The organism is Pontibacillus sp. HMF3514, from assembly GCF_009858175.1.
GTDB lineage: Bacteria > Bacillota > Bacilli > Bacillales > BH030062 > Pontibacillus.
The window spans coordinates 3,433,647-3,452,293 of record NZ_CP047393.1; the positions used below are offsets into that span (position 1 = coordinate 3,433,647).

General features: G+C 38.3%; 15 protein-coding genes and 1 riboswitch. Of the genes, 4 read left to right on the forward strand and 11 right to left on the reverse strand.

Annotated elements, in window-relative coordinates:
• Positions 1-29: 29 nt before the first annotated feature.
• The 5 genes from GS400_RS17455 to GS400_RS17475 all read right to left on the reverse strand — a co-directional run bounded on the left by GS400_RS17455 (position 30) and on the right by GS400_RS17475 (position 4,921).
• A complete protein-coding gene (locus tag GS400_RS17455; protein ID WP_160103942.1) occupies positions 30-563 on the reverse strand; it encodes an REP-associated tyrosine transposase in 534 nt (177 codons plus the stop codon).
• Positions 564-779: 216 nt separating this feature from the next.
• Entirely contained in the window at positions 780-1,763 is a 984-nt protein-coding gene (locus GS400_RS17460; RefSeq protein ID WP_160103944.1) for a LacI family DNA-binding transcriptional regulator, read from the reverse strand.
• 86 nt (positions 1,764-1,849) lie between these two features.
• Positions 1,850-2,680 carry a carbohydrate ABC transporter permease gene (locus GS400_RS17465; protein ID WP_160103946.1) on the reverse strand — a complete coding sequence of 277 codons (831 nt, stop codon included), beginning with the start codon at positions 2,678-2,680 and terminating at the stop codon, positions 1,850-1,852.
• 29 nt (positions 2,681-2,709) lie between these two features.
• A complete protein-coding gene (locus tag GS400_RS17470; RefSeq protein WP_160103948.1) occupies positions 2,710-3,606 on the reverse strand; it encodes a carbohydrate ABC transporter permease in 897 nt (298 codons plus the stop codon).
• A gap of 76 nt (positions 3,607-3,682) precedes the next feature.
• Entirely contained in the window at positions 3,683-4,921 is a 1,239-nt protein-coding gene (locus GS400_RS17475; protein ID WP_160103949.1) for a sugar ABC transporter substrate-binding protein, read from the reverse strand.
• Between the two features lie 227 nt (positions 4,922-5,148).
• Between GS400_RS17475 and GS400_RS17480 the strand changes: the two genes are divergently transcribed.
• The 3 genes from GS400_RS17480 (at position 5,149) to GS400_RS17490 (ending at position 9,740) form a co-directional block, all read left to right on the forward strand.
• Positions 5,149-7,311 (forward strand): glycoside hydrolase family 3 N-terminal domain-containing protein, encoded by a 2,163-nt coding sequence (locus GS400_RS17480; protein WP_160103951.1) that lies wholly within the window; start codon positions 5,149-5,151, stop codon positions 7,309-7,311.
• Between the two features lie 157 nt (positions 7,312-7,468).
• A riboswitch (SAM riboswitch) is annotated at positions 7,469-7,572 on the forward strand.
• Positions 7,573-7,725: 153 nt separating this feature from the next.
• Complete coding sequence (locus tag GS400_RS17485) at positions 7,726-8,790, forward strand: LLM class flavin-dependent oxidoreductase (protein ID WP_160103953.1); 1,065 nt, start codon at positions 7,726-7,728, stop codon at positions 8,788-8,790.
• Positions 8,787-9,740, forward strand: a complete 954-nt coding sequence (locus GS400_RS17490; RefSeq protein WP_160103955.1) for an ATP-grasp domain-containing protein — start codon at positions 8,787-8,789, stop codon at positions 9,738-9,740. Before GS400_RS17485 ends, GS400_RS17490 begins: the two co-directional genes overlap by 4 nt.
• 18 nt (positions 9,741-9,758) lie before the next feature.
• Here the strand turns inward: GS400_RS17490 and GS400_RS17495 are convergent, their stop codons facing one another.
• From GS400_RS17495 to GS400_RS17515, 5 genes are all read right to left on the reverse strand, one after another.
• Positions 9,759-9,911 carry a hypothetical protein gene (locus GS400_RS17495; RefSeq protein WP_160103957.1) on the reverse strand — a complete coding sequence of 51 codons (153 nt, stop codon included), beginning with the start codon at positions 9,909-9,911 and terminating at the stop codon, positions 9,759-9,761.
• A gap of 233 nt (positions 9,912-10,144) precedes the next feature.
• Entirely contained in the window at positions 10,145-11,509 is a 1,365-nt protein-coding gene (locus GS400_RS17500) for a PTS ascorbate transporter subunit IIC (protein ID WP_160103959.1), read from the reverse strand.
• A gap of 37 nt (positions 11,510-11,546) precedes the next feature.
• Positions 11,547-11,813, reverse strand: coding sequence for a PTS sugar transporter subunit IIB (locus GS400_RS17505; protein ID WP_160103960.1), 267 nt, complete (start codon positions 11,811-11,813; stop codon positions 11,547-11,549).
• A 14-nt stretch (positions 11,814-11,827) separates the two neighbouring features.
• Entirely contained in the window at positions 11,828-13,924 is a 2,097-nt protein-coding gene (locus tag GS400_RS17510; protein WP_160103962.1) for a BglG family transcription antiterminator, read from the reverse strand.
• 321 nt (positions 13,925-14,245) lie between these two features.
• Positions 14,246-16,693 (reverse strand): S-layer homology domain-containing protein, encoded by a 2,448-nt coding sequence (locus tag GS400_RS17515; RefSeq protein ID WP_160103964.1) that lies wholly within the window; start codon positions 16,691-16,693, stop codon positions 14,246-14,248.
• A 223-nt stretch (positions 16,694-16,916) separates the two neighbouring features.
• Between GS400_RS17515 and GS400_RS17520 the strand changes: the two genes are divergently transcribed.
• Positions 16,917-17,759, forward strand: a complete 843-nt coding sequence (locus tag GS400_RS17520; protein ID WP_160103965.1) for a hypothetical protein — start codon at positions 16,917-16,919, stop codon at positions 17,757-17,759.
• 60 nt (positions 17,760-17,819) lie between these two features.
• Here the strand turns inward: GS400_RS17520 and GS400_RS17525 are convergent, their stop codons facing one another.
• The gene (locus GS400_RS17525) at positions 17,820-18,515 is read right to left on the reverse strand and encodes an Ig-like domain-containing domain (RefSeq protein WP_160103967.1); all 696 of its coding nucleotides are present in this window, start codon (positions 18,513-18,515) and stop codon (positions 17,820-17,822) included.
• Positions 18,516-18,647 lie beyond the last annotated feature (132 nt).

Consider the following 18,647-nt stretch of genomic DNA (forward strand, 5'->3'; position numbering starts at 1 on the left):
AATACAGTAAAGCAGTGGGGGTCAGGCACTTATTCATTTACATATTCTTTGTACTGTTTTTGCTTAGGAGTTATAAAATGTTTCAGTACTTTACCAGTATCTACAAAACCGTCATTTTTATCACTCATCATATAGATATTATAGCTACTCCATCTGTAAGACTCAGGTGATAAAACAATCCCAGCCTTTACAGGGTTTAAATGTATATATTTACTCACCTCTAGCAGATAATCAATAGATTTAATCACACTGGCGTAGTAACGTCCTTGAAATAGATGACCTGTGACTTCATACCGCTTGTTATAATACTTTGCGTACTTAAATTGAATAAACTTCATAATCTCTCCACTTGTATGATTATCTACTTCAATTAACAAATGAATATGATTCGTCATTAAGCAATAAGCGTGAAGCTTAAAGGGATACTCTGATTGACATAGTTTCACCAGATCTAAATATTGATTATAATCTGCTTCATCATTAAACAAACTACTCCCACGATTCCCCCGAGCTGTGATATGAAACATTGCTCCAGGATACCAAATCCTTGGATTCCTAGCCATTCATCAACATACCTCCTCTTATAGATTGAATAAAGATTAATACAAGAAAGAGGATTATGCGAATATATGAAATTTAAATTTAAGCTCTATCAACTCCATATAATTTAAATACACTGAGGATAAATTCGAAACATAGCATCAGATTTCTCCCTATAATATAAAAGTGCCTGACCCCCACTGCTTTATCACATCACCGCGGTGGGGGTCAGGCACTTCCTACTTCACAGATTCTCGCTCCACTAACTCCGTAACCAAACTATAATGCTTCTCAACGTCTTCTCCAGTGAACAGTTGAAAAATCATATGAGCTGACAAAGCGCCTACTTCGTATTTTGGCTGACGAATGGTGGTTAATGGTGGATTTAAATACTCGGAAATTTGTATATCATCAAAACCAATAATCGAAATGTCCTCTGGCACACGTATCCCATTATCAGCAAAGGCTTTCAATCCACCGATCGCCATTTCATCATTGGCATAAAAGATAGCGTCTGGTAAGTTTTGTTGAGCGATTAACATCTTTGTTGAGCGATATCCGCTTTCTCTCTGAAAATCCCCCGTGAACTTAAAACGAGATTGGAAGGTAAGATTATGCTTCTCTAATGCATCTCGATACCCTTTATAACGCATATCACTATCATGCGAGTTTTTGGGACCACTAATAAACGCAATCGATTTGTGCCCTTTCTCAATCAAATGCTCTGTCGCTATCCTCCCACCTTGATAATTGTCTACTTCTACATGGAGAATATGCGGATTATCTAGATGACGATCCAAAACGACAACAGGAAAATCAGCATTGGCAGATGATTGAATAATATCATCACTTACATTGTGAGCCAGAACAATTGCGCCATCTACTCTTTTCTCTTTTAAAAACTTTGTAGCCGTGGAATCATCTCCACCTATCGCACTACAAGCAATTAGATCGTATCCATTAGCTGTCGTCACCTCTTGGATCCCTCTAATTAACTCAGAATAGAACGGTCCAGATAAATCATGTAATATTAAAGCAATCGTATTCGTTTTGGTTCTCTTTAAATCTGATGCGAATCCATTCTTCTGATAATGTAATTCTTCGGCAGCTTGTAATACTTTTTGTAACGTAGCATCGCTTACCTTCTTCACACCATTCAAAGCATAGGAAGCTGTTGAGACAGCTACACCCGCTCGCTTGGCTACATCTTTAATCGTCGCCATTTATATAACCTCCGATTCAAAGGTGCCTGACCCCCACCACTTTAACGCGATAGCGTGGTGGGGGTCAGGCACCCTTCCTACTACATCTATTTGATACCCGACATTGTAAATCCTTCTACAATGTATTTTTGGAAGAAGGAGAAGATAATTATGATCGGGATCACCATAAATGCTGCCCCTGCCATTTGGAGTGCAAAGTTACTTGCGTATTGTCCTTGTAACAAGGAAAGTCCTACTGATAGTGTGTATAAGCTATCATCACTCGCGATGATTAATGGCCAGATAAAGCTGTTCCAACCGGCAATAAACGTTAAAATCCCTTGTACAGCAAATATCGGTTTTGCTACAGGTATAATTAACCGGAAGAAGATATAAAACTCTCCTGCCCCATCTAACCGAGCTGCTTCTATCAAATCATCTGGTACAGTCGTCATAAACTGTCTAAATAAGAAAATACTAAACGCTACAGCAAGACCAGGAAGAATAATCCCAACCATAGTATTCGTTAATCCTACTTCATTTAATAGAAGATAAACAGGAATCATTGTTACCTGTCCTGGGATCATCATGGTTGCAAGCACTAAAAAGAACAATTTATCTCTTCCTTTAAAGGAATACTTAGCAAACCCATAACCAGCCATAGCATTAAATAATAACCCAACAAAGGATGCAAAAACGATGATAACCGTATTCATAAAGTAAATACCAAAATCTAGCTTAGTAAATAAATGAACAAAGTTTTCAATTGTAGGATTTTCCGGGAATATGGTAGGTGGAAACGCTAACACTTCACTTTCGGGTTTAAACGCACTCAAGATCATCCATAAAAAAGGAATCGATACGAGAAATCCACCCAATACCAATAATATGGTTACAATGGTTTTCTCGATGCGATTTTTGTTGTCTCGACTTGCCATGGTTGTCACACCTCTCTTCAGTCATTCCATTAATAATCTGCTTCCGATTTACTAAACTTAAATTGAACCAATGTTACAATGATGATCATGATAAATAATACAAACGATGCAGCTGCAGCATATCCAAATTCACTGAACTGGAAACCTTCCTTATATATAAATAACGCAACAGATAATGTCCCATTTAGTGGACCACCGTCTGTCATGACAAAAGGTTCCTCGAAAAATTGCATCCATCCAATTAAGGTTGTAACCGTTACAAAGAATGTCGCATATCGCAACAGAGGTAGTGTGACATTAAATAAAATTTGAATTCGATTTGCCCCATCCATTTCAGCTGCTTCATAATAGCTTTTCGGAATACCTTGCAATGCAGCTAAAAAGATGATCATATTAATTCCGATCCCTTTCCAAACAGCCAAAATAATTAATGAAATTTTAGCAATTGTCGGTTCCTGCAACCAAGGAATCTTATCGATACTAATCAATGAAAGAATATAGTTAAGCAATCCATAGTCCGTGTTGTATAAATATCCCCAAATCACAGCAATTGCAACAATATTTGTGATTGATGGCATGTAATAAACCCCTCGAAAGGTCCTGAAGAGCCAATTACTTCCATAGTTAAGCATAAGAGCAACAGACAGAGAAGATATAATAACTAACGGTACCCCAATCACAACATAAAACGCTGTATTGTAGATCGATTTTAGAAACTTTTCATCTGAGAACAAATCAGTATAATTCTCCAAACCAACAAAACTTACATTAGAAAAATTAGCTAACCCTTTTAAATCCATATCCGTAAAGCTAACGCCAAAAGCAATAATAATCGGAATGATGAAAAAGATAACCAATAAAATTACGGCTGGTGCAATGAATAGATAAGGAAATTTATTAATGGGTTTGCCAGATAAACGGTTCATTGTCTTACACCACCTAATTCCATCTTGATGTAGATGAAAGGCAGGTGAAATCTATTGATCTCACCTGCGAATCATTTTAATCTTCTGTAATTAATTCTTGCGCGGTCTTATTGAATTTCTCTAGTTCTTTTTCTAAATCCGCATCTCCTACAACCACTTTTTCTAATGTTGCTAATAGTTCTTGTGCAATACGTTCAAATTGTTCGGTTTGAATACCAGCTTTTGTTTGTTCAAGTTGCTTTCCAAATGTTTCATACATTGGATCGTCTTTTAATGCAGCGTCTTCCCATGCTTCTGTACGAGAAGGTAATGTATTAGACGTTTCTAACCAATCTAATTGTGTATCTACTTGTGTCATATGAGAAATAAACTTCAGTGAAGCATCCACTTTATCAGTGTTATGGAATACAGCAAGGTTTGAACCACCCATGCTTGACGTTCTAGATTCTTTCTTAGGCATTACAGCTGTTGCCCATTTACCATCAATACTTGGTGCCTTATCTTGAATAATGTCAATCATCCATGGACCACTAAAGAAGATTGGCTTTTTCCCAGTCTTGAAACCTTGGATAATGTCCCCGCCTTTTTCTTTTTGACTAAGTCCTTTTTCAAAATAACTCACATAATACTTCATCGCTTCTTTAAATTCAGGACTATCAAAATTCAAATCCTTATTGGCAAGATCAGCTTCATATCCATTCTGCCAAGCAAAAATAAATGGATTGATTTGGTCATTTCGGTCAATGTCAATTCCATACTGTCCTTCACCGCGTTCAGCTAGTTTTTTCGCAGCTTTCTGCAATTCAGACCATGTATCTGGTGCCTTGTCATAGCCTACTTCTTTTAATAAGTCTGTGCGGTAATACATAACGCGTGTATCAACATACCAAGGAACCCCTACAACTTGATCGTTATATTTCATTGTCGAAACTGATCCTTCGAAGAAATTGTCTTGATCAAATGATTCATATTCATCCATGTGTTCAGATAAATCCTTAAATGCACCCGCTTCAGCGAACTCTGGAACCCAAGTTGTTCCGATCTGTAACACATCTGGTCCATTTCCTGATGCAACAGCAGTTAATAATTTGTCATGAGCTTTTCCCCAAGGAATAGCTTGTACATCTACAGTGATTTTCGGATTATTCTCTTCAAAATCTTTTACAAAATCCTTAAGTTTCTTACCTTCTTCACCCATTGCCCATACCTTTAACGTCTTTTCACCATCTGCCGATTCACCATCATTGCTTCCAGAACAAGCTACTAATACAAGAGATAAAGCCATCATCGAAAATAGAACTAATAATTTTTTCATTTGGATTCTCCTTTGTTGTAAAATGAATAATCGAAACGTTTCACTTGAGGTTATTCTACGATATCATGTATCCGCTTTCAATAGATTTTTAAATTTTTTATAAATTTTTATAAAATCCTTATATTATCTGGATGTTTATTGTTGACTATGAGAAATCGGGTCTATATACTTCTACTTAAATCGAATCGAAACGTTTCAATCCATAAGACAGTTTGCTGGAGGTAATTATGAGAAACGACCAACTAGAATCATTACTAAATAAAATGACTTTACAGGAGAAAGTTGGACAACTTGTTCAATTAGCTACCCCCTTTTTTAAAGGAGCTTCAGACCGAGGGCATATTACAGGACCTATGGTAGACATGAACATTACTGAAGAAGATATTGAACAAGCTGGATCCGTACTAGGAGCTTCCGGCGCTCAAGAAACGATCAATATCCAGAAAAAACATTTAGAGGATAACCGTCTTGGAATTCCTTTATTATTTATGTCCGATATTGTACACGGTTTCAAAACCATATTCCCTGTACCCTTAGCAATAGGCGGCTCATGGGATTTAGACTTAGCTGAAAAAAGCGCAGAAGTTGCCGCAAAAGAAGCAGCTGTTTCAGGTGTTCATGTAACCTATGCACCTATGGTTGACCTATCCCGAGAACCTAGATGGGGACGTGTAATGGAGGCAACCGGAGAAGACGTATTTTTAAATAGCGAATTCGCACGTTCATTTGTGAGAGGTTTCCAAGGAGACTTACAGAACGACCCTTATAAAGTCGCTTCATGTGTGAAACATTTTGCAGCATACGGGGCTCCAGAAGGCGGTCGTGATTACAATACGGTAGATATGTCTGAATGGATGCTACGTGAACAGTACCTTCCTGCATATAAAGCCGCCCTTGATGAAGGCTGTGAAATGGTTATGACAGCCTTCAATATTTTAAATGGAATCCCTTCTACAGGAAACAAACACCTCATGCGAAAAGTCCTTCGTGAAGAATTTGAATTCGATGGTGTATTGATTTCTGACTGGGGTGCAGTGAAAGAGTTGATACCACATGGTGTTGCAGAAGATGAGAAAGAAGCCGCTCTAAAAGCAGCCGAAGCAGGCGTGGACATTGAAATGATGACGTCTTGCTATGTGAATTATTTGCAAGCTTTAATTGAAGAAGGCGAGCTAAAAGAAGAGGTTCTCAATGAAGCTGTCTTACGAATTTTGCAATTAAAACAAAAGCTTGGCTTATTCGAGAACCCTTACCGTTCTGCTAATCCAGAGGAAGAGAAAAGCGTGATTTTATCAGATGAACATCGTCAGGTAGCTAGAGACCTTGCATCTAAATCAATCGTGCTATTGAAAAATGATCAAAAAACACTTCCGTTAGGCACAAGTGAAAATGTAGCACTCATCGGTCCTTTCACAAAAAGCACAGATATACTTGGACCATGGTCATGGGGTGGCGAAAGCAAGGATACCATAACCGTTGAAACAGGGTTACGTCAGTACGTTTCCTCAGAAAACCTCTCTATTGCAGAAGGCTGTGGAATTGAAAAAGGTTCACAAGAGTTGGTTGATGAAGCCTTGAAAACTGCGGAGGGTGCTGAGACCGTAGTTTTAGCGCTTGGGGAACATTCGGATATGAGCGGAGAAGCAGGATCGTTAACGGACATCCGCCTACCACAAGTTCAACTGGATTTAATCAAAGAAATCCGTGCTTTAGGCAAAAAAGTGATCACTGTACTGTTTAACGGACGACCACTTGATTTACACGGAGTTATTGAACATTCTGATGCGATTGTTGAAGCATGGTACCCAGGTACAGAAGGCGGAAACGCTGTTGCAGATATTTTGGTTGGTGAGGTAAACCCTTCAGCACGCCTGACCATGTCCTTCCCTCACTCAGTTGGACAGGTGCCGATTTATTACAACCACTATAATACAGGACGTCCACAAGAATTGAATGACCCTGACTTTCGTTTCCAATCTCAGTATCTAGACGCACCGAACACCCCACTCTACCCATTTGGTTATGGATTAAGTTATAGTACGTTTGAATATAGTGAAGTTACATTGTCATCTGAAACCATTAGTAAAACTGATACTCTTATCGCTTCTGTGCAAGTCACAAACACGGGAGAAGTTGCAGGCGAAGAAGTCGTTCAACTCTATATCCGCGACCTCGTGGGAGAAGTTGTGCGTCCAGTTCGAGAATTAAAAGGATTCGAGAAAATCCACCTAGAACCTGGCAAGTCCAAAACTGTTGAATTCACCATTACAGAAGAACAACTTCGCTATTACCATGCCGACATGGAACTTAAGAGCGATAAAGGTAAATTCCAAGTATTTATAGGAGAAAACTGTACAGTAGAAAACGGAAAAATGTTCGAATTGAAGTAGTGCCTGCCCCCCCACTGCGGTTATACTGTAGAAGTAGTGCCTGACCCCCACCGCGGTGATGCTGTAAAGCAGTGGGGGTCAGGCACCCTATTGGCACTTGACACCCCTCACCCACGGCGTGTATGATTACATTTAAAATATATCTAAAAATTCAATCTTCTTATCCAGAGAGGTGGAGGGAAAGGCCCTTTGAAACCTCGGCAACGGGTTCCATGTGAATACCGTGCCAATTCCAACAGGCAACGCCCTGGCAGATGAGAAGTGTGGGATCGCCTTATACCAAATCCCCTCTTCTTGTCTGGCAGACATGGAAGAGGGGATTTATATATATCCAGCAAAGAATGCTAATCAGTAGGACCATTAAACCGAGTAAATTCATATGAATAATATATTAACAAAAAGGAGTGGAATGATGTGAGATATGGTTATTGGCTACCGATTTTTGGAGGTTGGTTACGTAACGTAGAGGATGAGGGGATGCCTTCCACATTTGAATACGCAAAAAACGTAATCCAACAAGGAGAACAACTAGGGTTTGATACAACTTTAATCGCAGAACTTTATTTAAATGACATTAAGGGGCCAGAACATGACTCCCTTGAAGCCTGGACAACAGCAGCAGGCCTAGCAGCCGTTACAGAGACAACCGAAATCATGGCAGCGGTTCGCCCGAACTTTCATAACCCAGCGATCACGGCAAAAATGGCTTCCAACATTGATCACATTTCAGGAGGCCGCTTCACCTTAAATGTCGTCTCAGCCTGGTGGGAAGAAGAAGCCAAACAATATGGCGGAGCCTTTACAGCGCATGATGAACGATATGACAGAACCGATGAATTTTTAGAGATTGTAAAAGGCCTATGGGCAGAGGAAAACGAGACCTACTCTTATAAGGGACAATTTTATGAAATTGAAGACACCCACCTCCATCCTAAGCCGGTACAAAAACCAAACCCGAAGCTTTACGCAGGTGGGGAAAGCCCTCGAGGAAAACAAACGATTGTAGATCATTGTGACGCTTATGTCATGCATGGCGGCACCGTTGAGGAGGTCAAAACAAAAATTGATGATATGAAGCGTAGACGTGAAGAAGCTGGTAAACCTCCTTTCCAATCTTTCGGCATGGCAGCCTATGTCATATGCCGTGATACAGAACAGGAAGCTTATGATGAGCTTAATCGAATTACACAGGTAAAAGAATCAAGTGCTTATGCTGGGTATCAAGACTTCACTAACAAGTCCCAGCTCGAACAACAGGTTAAGCTATTAGATTACTCTGTATCAAACCGCGGATTACGCCCTGAACTCATTGGTACACCAGATCAAATTGCAGATCGCATTTTAGAATTTGAAGAGGCTGGAGTTGACCTCCTCCTACTTCAATGTTCACCACAGTTAGAAGAAATGGAACGCTTCAGTAAACAGGTTATGACTCTAGTTGAAGAAAGACGAATAAATAAAAAGGAGCTACAAACATGAGCAAAATTTATATATTACATGAAAATGAAGAATGGACCGATCACCTAACCAAACGTTTGGAAGAGTTGCACCTTCCCTACGAATGCTGGCACCTTGATCACGGATCCATTGATCTAACCAAGGAGCCACCTCAAGGAGTCTTTTATAACAGAATGAGTGCATCATCTCATACACGCGATCATCGTTTTGCCCCTGAATTTACAAAGGCTGTCCTTTCATGGTTGGAGCGCCATGGCAGAACTGTAGTTAATGGTAGTCGAGCTCTCAGTCTAGAATTAAGTAAAGTGGAGCAATATATGAACTTGAATCAAAGCGGGGTTACAACGCCCAAAACGATTGCTGCATTAGGGAAAGATGAAATCGTAAAGGCAGCTAAGCAACTAAACCTCTTCCCTTTTATCACAAAACATAATCGTGCCGGTAAGGGCCAAGGAGTTCAGCTCTTCCACTCCATTCAAGCTCTTGAGAAATATGTATATGGCAAGAACTTCGAGGAACCTGTAGATGGTATCACTTTAATACAGCAATATATTGATGCACCAAAACCTTATATTATCCGTCACGAATTTGTTGGTGGAAAGTTCCTTTACGCAGTGAAGGTTGATACATCTGAAGGCTTCGAACTTTGCCCTGCAGATGCTTGCTCCATTGAAGACCAATATTGCCCAACAGGAGCAGAGTCACAAGGTGGCGCTAAGTTTGAGATCTTAACTGAATATCACGATCCGATCATCGAATACTACGAACAATTCTTAAAAGCCAATTCGATTGAAGTAGCAGGAATAGAAGCGATTCAAGACCAAAACGGCCAAGTGTACACCTACGACGTTAATACGAATACAAACTATAATACGGACGCCGAACAAGAAGCGAATATCTATGGCATGCTTCAATTAGCTAAGTATTTAGGAAATCAACTTTATCAAAAATCTCCCCACCAAGCATCCTGATGGGGAGAAATGCGATAGTTACTTCTCCTTAGAATTAGGTGCATTGATGGATGTATCTTCATCAGACATGAGTGGTTCATCAGGTATAGAAGGGTCAAAATAAGGTTCCCTTTTCTTACCTGATTCCTCCTCTTCCCTCTGATTCGATCGATTCTTCTCTTCAGAATTCATGGCATACTCCTCCTTTATTAGAGATTCTGCCTTGTACCATTGAATTTTATGCACTGCGCCTGAGCAAATGGAGGTGTAAACCATTCCTTTATCTCCAATAGATGATTTTCATAAAAAACGCCTGACCCCCACTCATTATCCCTTTACAAGAGTGGGAGTCAGGCGTTTTTATGCTTGTTTCTATTCGACAAATTCCGGGTGGTGACAGGTACCACCCGGGAATGGGGCACCAACTATGCCGCTTCTGATTCTTCTTCGTCCTTCCCTTGGACTTTCCATCCTACTAAGAAAGCAACTGCAAGAACAGCTAATGTGATTAAGATGAATACAACACTGGATTCAAATAGGCTAACAAGGTTACCTAGGATGACACCTACAACACCGAAGTCTGCGTCTCCGAATGTTGTTCCTTCAAATCCTAGAGAGCCGAGTACTGGTAGAAGTAATGCTGGTAAGAAGCTGATCATTACTCCGTTTGCCATAGAACCGAAAATGGCACCTTTACGTCCACCAGTCGCATTTCCGAATACACCCGCTGCTGCACCTGTGAAGAAGTGAGGAACGAGGCCTGGTACGATAACTTTTAATCCGAAGATCGGTAATAGGAACATGCTTAAAAGTCCTGCTATGAAACTAGATAAGAAACCGATAATTACTGCGTTACCCGCAAATGGGAATACGGATGGGCAATCAAGTGCCGGTTTTGCATTTGGAACAATTTTATCAGCGATACCTTTAAATGCTGGAACGATCTCAGCTAATAACATACGCACACCAGAAAGGATAATGTAAACCCCTGCTGCGAATGTTAGACCTTGCATAAAGGCAAACACGAGGAAGTTTTGGCCGCCACTTAGATTTTCTTCAACAAATGTAGGACCAGCAAAACCTGCTACGATGAAGAACAAGATGACCATCGTTAAGGATACGGATACAGAAGTATCTCGTAAGAAACCTAGAGACTTCGGTACATTAATTTCTTCAGTGGAGCGTGAGTTTTTCCCAACTTTTCCTCCAATGAAGGCAGATACTAAATAACCTGCCGTTCCAAAGTGACCAACTGCAAAGTCATCGGATCCTGTGATTTTACGTGTATAAGGCTGCAATAGTGCAGGAAATAAAACCATGATGGAACCTAGAATAATGGAACCGATAATTACCATAGGGGCGCCTGTGAGTCCACCAGTCGTTAGAATCACAGCGATCAGACAAGCCATGAACATGGCATGGTGCCCAGTAAGGAAAATATATTTAAATGGAGTAAAACGCGCAATCACAATATTGGCAACCATACCAAATAACATGATCATAGCTGTTTCGGTACCAAAGCTATCTTGAGCGAGAGCCACGATCGCCTCATTATTTGGTATAACGCCATCTACACTGAAGGCTTTATCAAACATATCACTAAACTTCCCTAGTGATTGCACCAATACATTAGCTCCAGCCCCCAAGATCACAAATCCCATCACAGTCTTTAACGTTCCAGATATTGTATCCGCGATGTTTTTACGTTGAGCTACCAGTCCCAGCAAGGCAAATAATCCCACTAATATTGCTGGAGTCCCTAATATATCTTTCATTATTAAATCTACCATGTCTCTTTTTCCTCCCTCACTCTAAGTTTGTAATCTCTTATAAGTTGTTCTCTAGTGCTTCACGAAGTTCTTTTTTATCCATTAAGTTGTTTAGACTTACGATGTTCTTCTTACCATCCTCAAGGTTACCCACAATATCTCCAGAACCAAGGTATAAGTCCGCTTGTTCTGTTTTAGCTGAAGTTAAATCTGTATGAGATACTTCCGCTTCTACACCCATATCCTTCAAAATGCTATTTACATTCATCTCCACAATCATGCTGCTTCCTAATCCGTTTCCGCATACTACTAAAACTTTTTTCATTGTAATTCCCTCCATTAAATAGTTGAATATGAATTAATTAACGCTAATACTTCATCTGAATCTTGAGCTTTAATCAGCTTCCCAATGTTATCTTCTTCAGACAACATAGTAGTTAATTGAGATAGTGCCTTTAAATGTGTCTCATTATCAATGGCAGCTAAGACAATCACTAAATTTGCGTTATGCTTTTCTTCTTCGGAAAAAGCCACTGGTTCGTTTACACGAAGTAAACTCATTCCCAATTGCTCCACACCTTCTTCTGGTCTTGCATGTGGTATCGCAATTTGAGGTGCGATGACAATATACGGGCCAAGCTCATGAACATTGTTGATCATGGCTTCAATATAATTTTCTTGAATTTTTCCTTGTTCGAGTAAAGGTTGAGAAGCTGTTCGAATCGCTTCTTCCCAACTATTGATGGAATCTCTAAACAGGATCGTTTCTGAGGTTAACAGTTCATCCAGCATAGGGGTGTAAGGCTCCTTTTCTGTATGATTTTGATTGGTTTGATAATGCTCCAGCTCTTGTTTTAATGCGTCCCTATCATGAACGGTGGCATACTGGTCGATCACTTGTAGCATTTGCTCCACTTCATTCAAGCTCTTTTCTTCAGTTGATAGATGTTGACTAATTTGATTCATGACATATTGCTTATCAGAATCAGACAAGAGTACGGGCACGTGAACCACTGGAATGTCTTTTGGTTTCAAGTAATTCGTTGCAAAAATAATATCCACATTTATATCTGTTTCTCTATACTCACGGAAAGACATCGCTTTCACAATATCTACATCGTTAAGCATGGCTTCCAACTGAGCTTTCAACATATTCGATGTTCCGATCCCATTCTCACAAACAATAATGGCTTTAAACTTTGGATTAAGAGTCTTATTTTGCTTTCTCAACCATCCACCAAAGTGCATTGCAATATAGGCGAGTTCATTTTCAGGAACCTTAAAGCCTAATAATTCTTCTAAGGGTACTAGGGATTTTCGGGTTAATTCATAAACATCGTGATATTGCTCCTGAATATATTCAGAGATATCACTGTTCATCGAAACACCGTATTTCAGTCGGTAATACATAGGCTTCATATGAGTAAGCAAGTTATTCTCTAGTTGTTCTCGATCTTCAAACAAGACGCATGAGTAAATTTGAAATTCATCAATAATGCGTTTAACGATGTCGTGTAACTGTTTTCGCTCCGCTTCAGAAGTAGCTGAAAAATTATCATACTCTACTTTTGAGCCAAGGATTTGTGTCGTTAAATAGGCAACTTCTTCATCAGAAAATTTAAGAGCAAACTCTTCTTCTAATTGCTTTTCTAACAACCTTGCTGACTGATAGGCCTTCGTATTGACTAAGACATCGAACTCATCAGAATCGATCTCCAAATTTTGATTGGCTCTGATTAGCATAATGTGAAGCTGAATGGTTAAATACTCTAGCATTTCATCTGTAAACGTTACGCCTAGAAATTGTTCAGATTCATGGACTAAACCCTTTATAATGTGAGAAGCATCATTTCTTTCCAAATGATTTGAAAAGATGGAATACACCTCATCCCATAAATGCGACCACTTTTCTTTCGTTTGAATCGTTTGAATGAAATAAGACAAGAGCTTTCTTTTTTTCAGTTCTAATCCTTTAACCTTGTAACCCTTACCTCTTTCATAGAGAACCCTTAAGTCATAGGACTTCATGTATTCATCTACATGTTTTAAATCCTTCACAATGGTTCCTCTACTAAATTGCATTTTCTCTAACAACCACTGCATCGTGATCGGTTCAATATTGGTTAAGGCATACAAGGAAATTAATAGAACTCTTTCATCCTGGGATAATTGATATTGCCAATGATGTGTCCAATTGACTTTACCTTTTATGCCTTCCCTAGATTGATCAGGGAGATAAAAACCTTCCCCTCTTTTGCGTTGAATAGGATCCATTCCTTCACTTTCTAACCATTCGTTGATGTGTCGAACATCATAGTAGATCGTCCGTGAAGAAACCCCCATTTTATCCTGCAACCATTGTTCTGAGACTGGGACTTGAGAGCTTTGAATTTGATATAAAATATGCGTTCTTCTTTGGTCTAAAATCTTAATCAACCTCCATCTCCGGATGATGAAGTTTGCAAAAATATTCATCAATGATCATTGCGTAACCACATTGTATAGCCTTGTACTCTTATATGAAAGGGGTTTCAATGTGTAAGTTTTGTAAACTCAAACTTTGCAAAATTGAACAGTTGTGATTTTATCTTGGTTTAGTGCCTGTCACTACCCAATTTTTGTCGAATACTACTTCATCTTTATCAAGGCTTAAACTCATAAAAAAAGAACCCAAAAAACTCTACAGTTCTAAATGCGAGCATAAAAAAACCCGTACCACTATAGTGATACGGGATCAATAGAATTATAGACTATACATTAACCATTAATCATCTTAACGAAGCTCAAGAACTCATCAAGTACTTTCGCCATTTCAGCACGGTTTATATCGCCGTATGGATCGAAGTTTCCGTTGCCACGGCCACTCATGATTTCGGCTTGCAGAAGAACTTCTACATTATCACGTGCCCACTTAGCAATTTGATCGTAGTCCTCGTATTTTGTAACTTCTTTATCTTGGTTTAACTCGGACTTGTCATACGTTACAAAATCCATAGCACGTCTAATCATAGCTGCAGTCTCATTACGAGTCACATAGCTATCTGGATCAAATGTGCCGTCTTCACGTCCCTGAATGATTCCAGCATCAACAGCAGCTTCAACATGGTTGGCATACCATTTACCTTCTTTAACATCTGGGAACATGCCTTCAAAGTCTACGTCTTCATCAACAAGGCCTAGCGCACGAGAGATAAGCGTTGTGAACTCAGAACGCTTAATGTAATCTTTCGGAGCATAAGTACCATCAAGCTTACCTTGAATGATGTATTTAGAAGCTAGTTTTTCAATCGTTTCTTTGTTCCATGTATCTTCAATATCAGAGAAAGTTTTATTGTTTTCTACGATCGTATATTTACTATTGGTCATACTCTTAACCGTAGCTGTAGTACCATCAAATAAAGTTGGAACAGCTGTAAAAGTACCATCTTCGTTTAGACGAACCGCAGTTGAATGAGTCATATCAAATTCTTGTTCGCCTTCTATTTCACGCTCAACATACTTTTTGAAGCGTTTGATTTCCTTCTTCTGGCTACCATCTTTCGTACGAGCTTCTACTTTAAATTCAATGACTTTTGAAACAGGTTTAAGGTTATTTTGAGTCACATTCTCTGCTACTTCTTCCACTGCTACCTCATTTACTTGGATAGAGATTTCTACATCATCTGAAGTAAGTTCTTCAGCATCTTCACCCAACACTTCTTTAAGTTGATCAGAAAACTCTTTAGCAAGTTCATCAGTATTCACTTCATTTACTGGAAGTTTGTAAGAAGCACCTTCTGTTGCTACTTCAACAATAGCATCAGCATTTTTACCTTTTACAGCGTTAAGCGCTCCAGATGGGATAGCTACTTCAGCTACGTCCTCTGCACTGTCTTTATTGACTTGAATTCGGATACTCTTAACTTGTTCAGGCGTTTTGTCTGCAAGGCCTTTAGCAATCTCTTCAGCATTTAAATCAACCTTAACAACCGTTTTTCCTTCTTCGTTTTCTTCTTTTGTAACCGTAACAGCTTCGTTGTCTACTAATACTTCACCATCAGCTGGGTCTACGTCTAGGTCGACATCATCTTCTTGGTTGGTGTCTTCACCAGTATCACCGGTTTCTTCTTCATCAGGGGTATCATTGTCGTCACCAGATGGTGTGCCACCGCCTGTGTTACCACCATTGTTACTTCCACCTGTTGAAGCTTGAGTTACTGTTACCGTTTCTACTGCACTTTCATTACCAGCAGCATCAATAGCTTTTACTTCCAAAACTGTGTTTGCTGATTGAGGTGATATTGTAACAGTAAACTCATCACTAGAATTTGCATATGTAGTAGCAACAACTGCACCGGTACCTTGGTTTGTAATAACTACTTTTGAATTCTTTTCAGCTGCACCAGAAATAGCAGTATCATTACTATCAACACTATTTACTGTTGGTTTACTAGGAGCTGTATTATCTACTTCTTTTAGAGCAGCACGAATAAGAGCCTTTTGCCCTTCTACAATAGTAGAGTTATTTATATCAGTGTTATTTTTCAGACCAATTAACACACCAATTAAACCATCTTTATCAAGGGAGACATTCTGACTAACCTTTTTATAAGCTTCATTATACTTAAAGTCTGGATCTTCTAAAGTGTTTTGCGCTTTTGTATAAGCTACGTTCATTAAATCATGCATCGTTTGATCTGAAAGCTCTTCTTCAGTTGCATAAACCATTTCTAGCATAGACTTATATAACTCATTATCTAGTAAATTTAATGCTTGGGTTTCTACAGTAGCGATAAGATTTAACATTTCTTCTGATGTAACTGATACACCAAAATTTGAATTATACCAAGATTCACTATAACTATCTAAAAAATCTTGAATCTCAGTTCTTAATTGACTTGTATTATCCGCATAGATAATCTCCGACAAATCTGTTGTAAAGTTTTTAAATTCTGATTCATCTAATGGGTTATCAGTAATTTCTTGTTCAATATTACTCCAGGTCTGATCAGATGCATTAACAAAAGCATTCCTAGCATCACGAAGAGCCTGTCGATCTTCTTCAGTTAATTGATCATAGACCCCATCTAAACGATTCACTAATTCTTCTACAGTGTAAGTCTCCGCTGCTGTAACAGTATCAGCAGGAATACTAACCACAACAGAAGCAGCTAATGATGTAGCAAGTACGCCCTGTAACTTAACTTTTGGAGATTTTCTGTTCATTATCACATTCACCTCTCAAATGATCTAAAAGTATTGTCATTCACGAACTAAACTATGTATAAGATCCTAGTTGCCATAGATATATATGTTCATAGTAAATGAAAAAACAGGAAACATCAATTAGTTTATTGGAATATTATGTTTAATAAGTGATTTTTTACATTTAGTTTTGATGATATAATCATAGAGAAGAAAAATGTTACTGGTTGGAAAGGTGATACTTTTGAAGAAGTGGCTTAAATATAGTTTAATATCCCTAGTTATATTACTTTTAATCGGAACTAGTTGGTTTACATACACATTTTTTATTAAAGAATATGAGACGGCTGATGAAAACGTTGATAATATCGTAGATACTGATTTTGAAGTGGAATTGCCCGATACTTTAGAAGGTGATCTATTAGATAAAAATGAAAGTACTGATAAAAACGTAAATCAAAGTAAAAATGAATCTACTAAAAATCAAAACTCACAGGGCAACAATAAGGAAACATCAACAAGGAATAAAGAGCAGAGAGATACAGAGAATGATAATTCAAAATCAACGAACTCGAAAACTCAAACGAAAGACAATAATAAAGAAACAAAGAACCAAACAAGTAACAAAAATGAATTAACCAAGGAAAATGACAATGATGACCAAACAGTAAATAACTCACCAGATGAAAGTACAAATTCTGAAGAAGAGTCCGAAAAAACTCAACAAGATCATGTAACAGCTGAAGACATTAAGAACCGATACAGACCTACTTTCCAAGCACTACAAGACCAAGCGTTAGCTAAACTAAATAACCTCGTGGCTTATGCTTATAGTGAATATAAAAAGAAGAAAGAGAATGGAGAGAAAGTTTCCTACGGGTACTTTTACAAAAAATATAAATCAGCGGCTAAAGAACTTGAAGCAAAAACAGATGCTACATTTGAACGCTTGTACACCTCACTACAACAAGACCTTGTTGAAAATGGATACAGTAAAGATGAAGCTTCTGATGTAAAAGCATATTATAATCAAAAGAAAGATGAACGAGAAAGCCGGATGTTGTCGAAAGTACTAGATAAATTTTAAGGACTAACTGATCAAAGAAAAGAGCAGACCGTACATAGGTCTGCTCTTTCAAGTTGAAGGCTAAATATAATCATTTTTTATATCTTGCTTACTTTCTTCATATTCATTCTTAAAACGCTCTGCATAACTCGAGCTATAGCCATTGTCTTTTAATTCGTTTACAAGATTAGTATAAATATAGTTAAAAGTTTCATCTGTAATCACTTCTAACTCTTCAAATTCTTGCAGATACTTTGATTCCAATTCATCAAAAGTAGCTCCACTTGCAATATCGTCTTTAGCCTGCTCCACTAACTGATTAAACTGGTCTTCAGTCTTGTCTTCAAGATTAGTGAATTTCACTTCATATTTATTGATGATCTCACTTAACTCTTCATCCTGATTATCTTTCGAGGATGATCCAGATGCACCTGAAGTTGGAGCATTTTCTTGAACAACAAACTCCATTACCACTTCTTTTGATATAAACTTACCCCAAATAGATTGAACACCTTTTGTGATATGTAGTTGATAGGTTTTACCAAGTTCATAAGCTTTATTATTGGATACTATCACTTTATCGAATTTGGTTTCCAATTGTATTGAACTTAGTTTCTTACCATCTTCATTTGTTACATAAACTGTTTCATTATTAACTGAACCAGATGAGATCATAGTATTAAATTGAACATTCCATTCTTTATTAGCAGGTACTCCAGTTTGGTCCCAATTAGACTCTGCTGAAACATGACTTGCTAACACCAAGAAAAGTAACAACAAACCTATATTTACCTTTTTTATCATAAAACTCTCCTATGTAACGAATTTTGTTTATGAATCGATTTTACTATATATACGAATGGAAATCTATTTAATATAAAAGAAATAACGAAAATTAATTATCAAAAA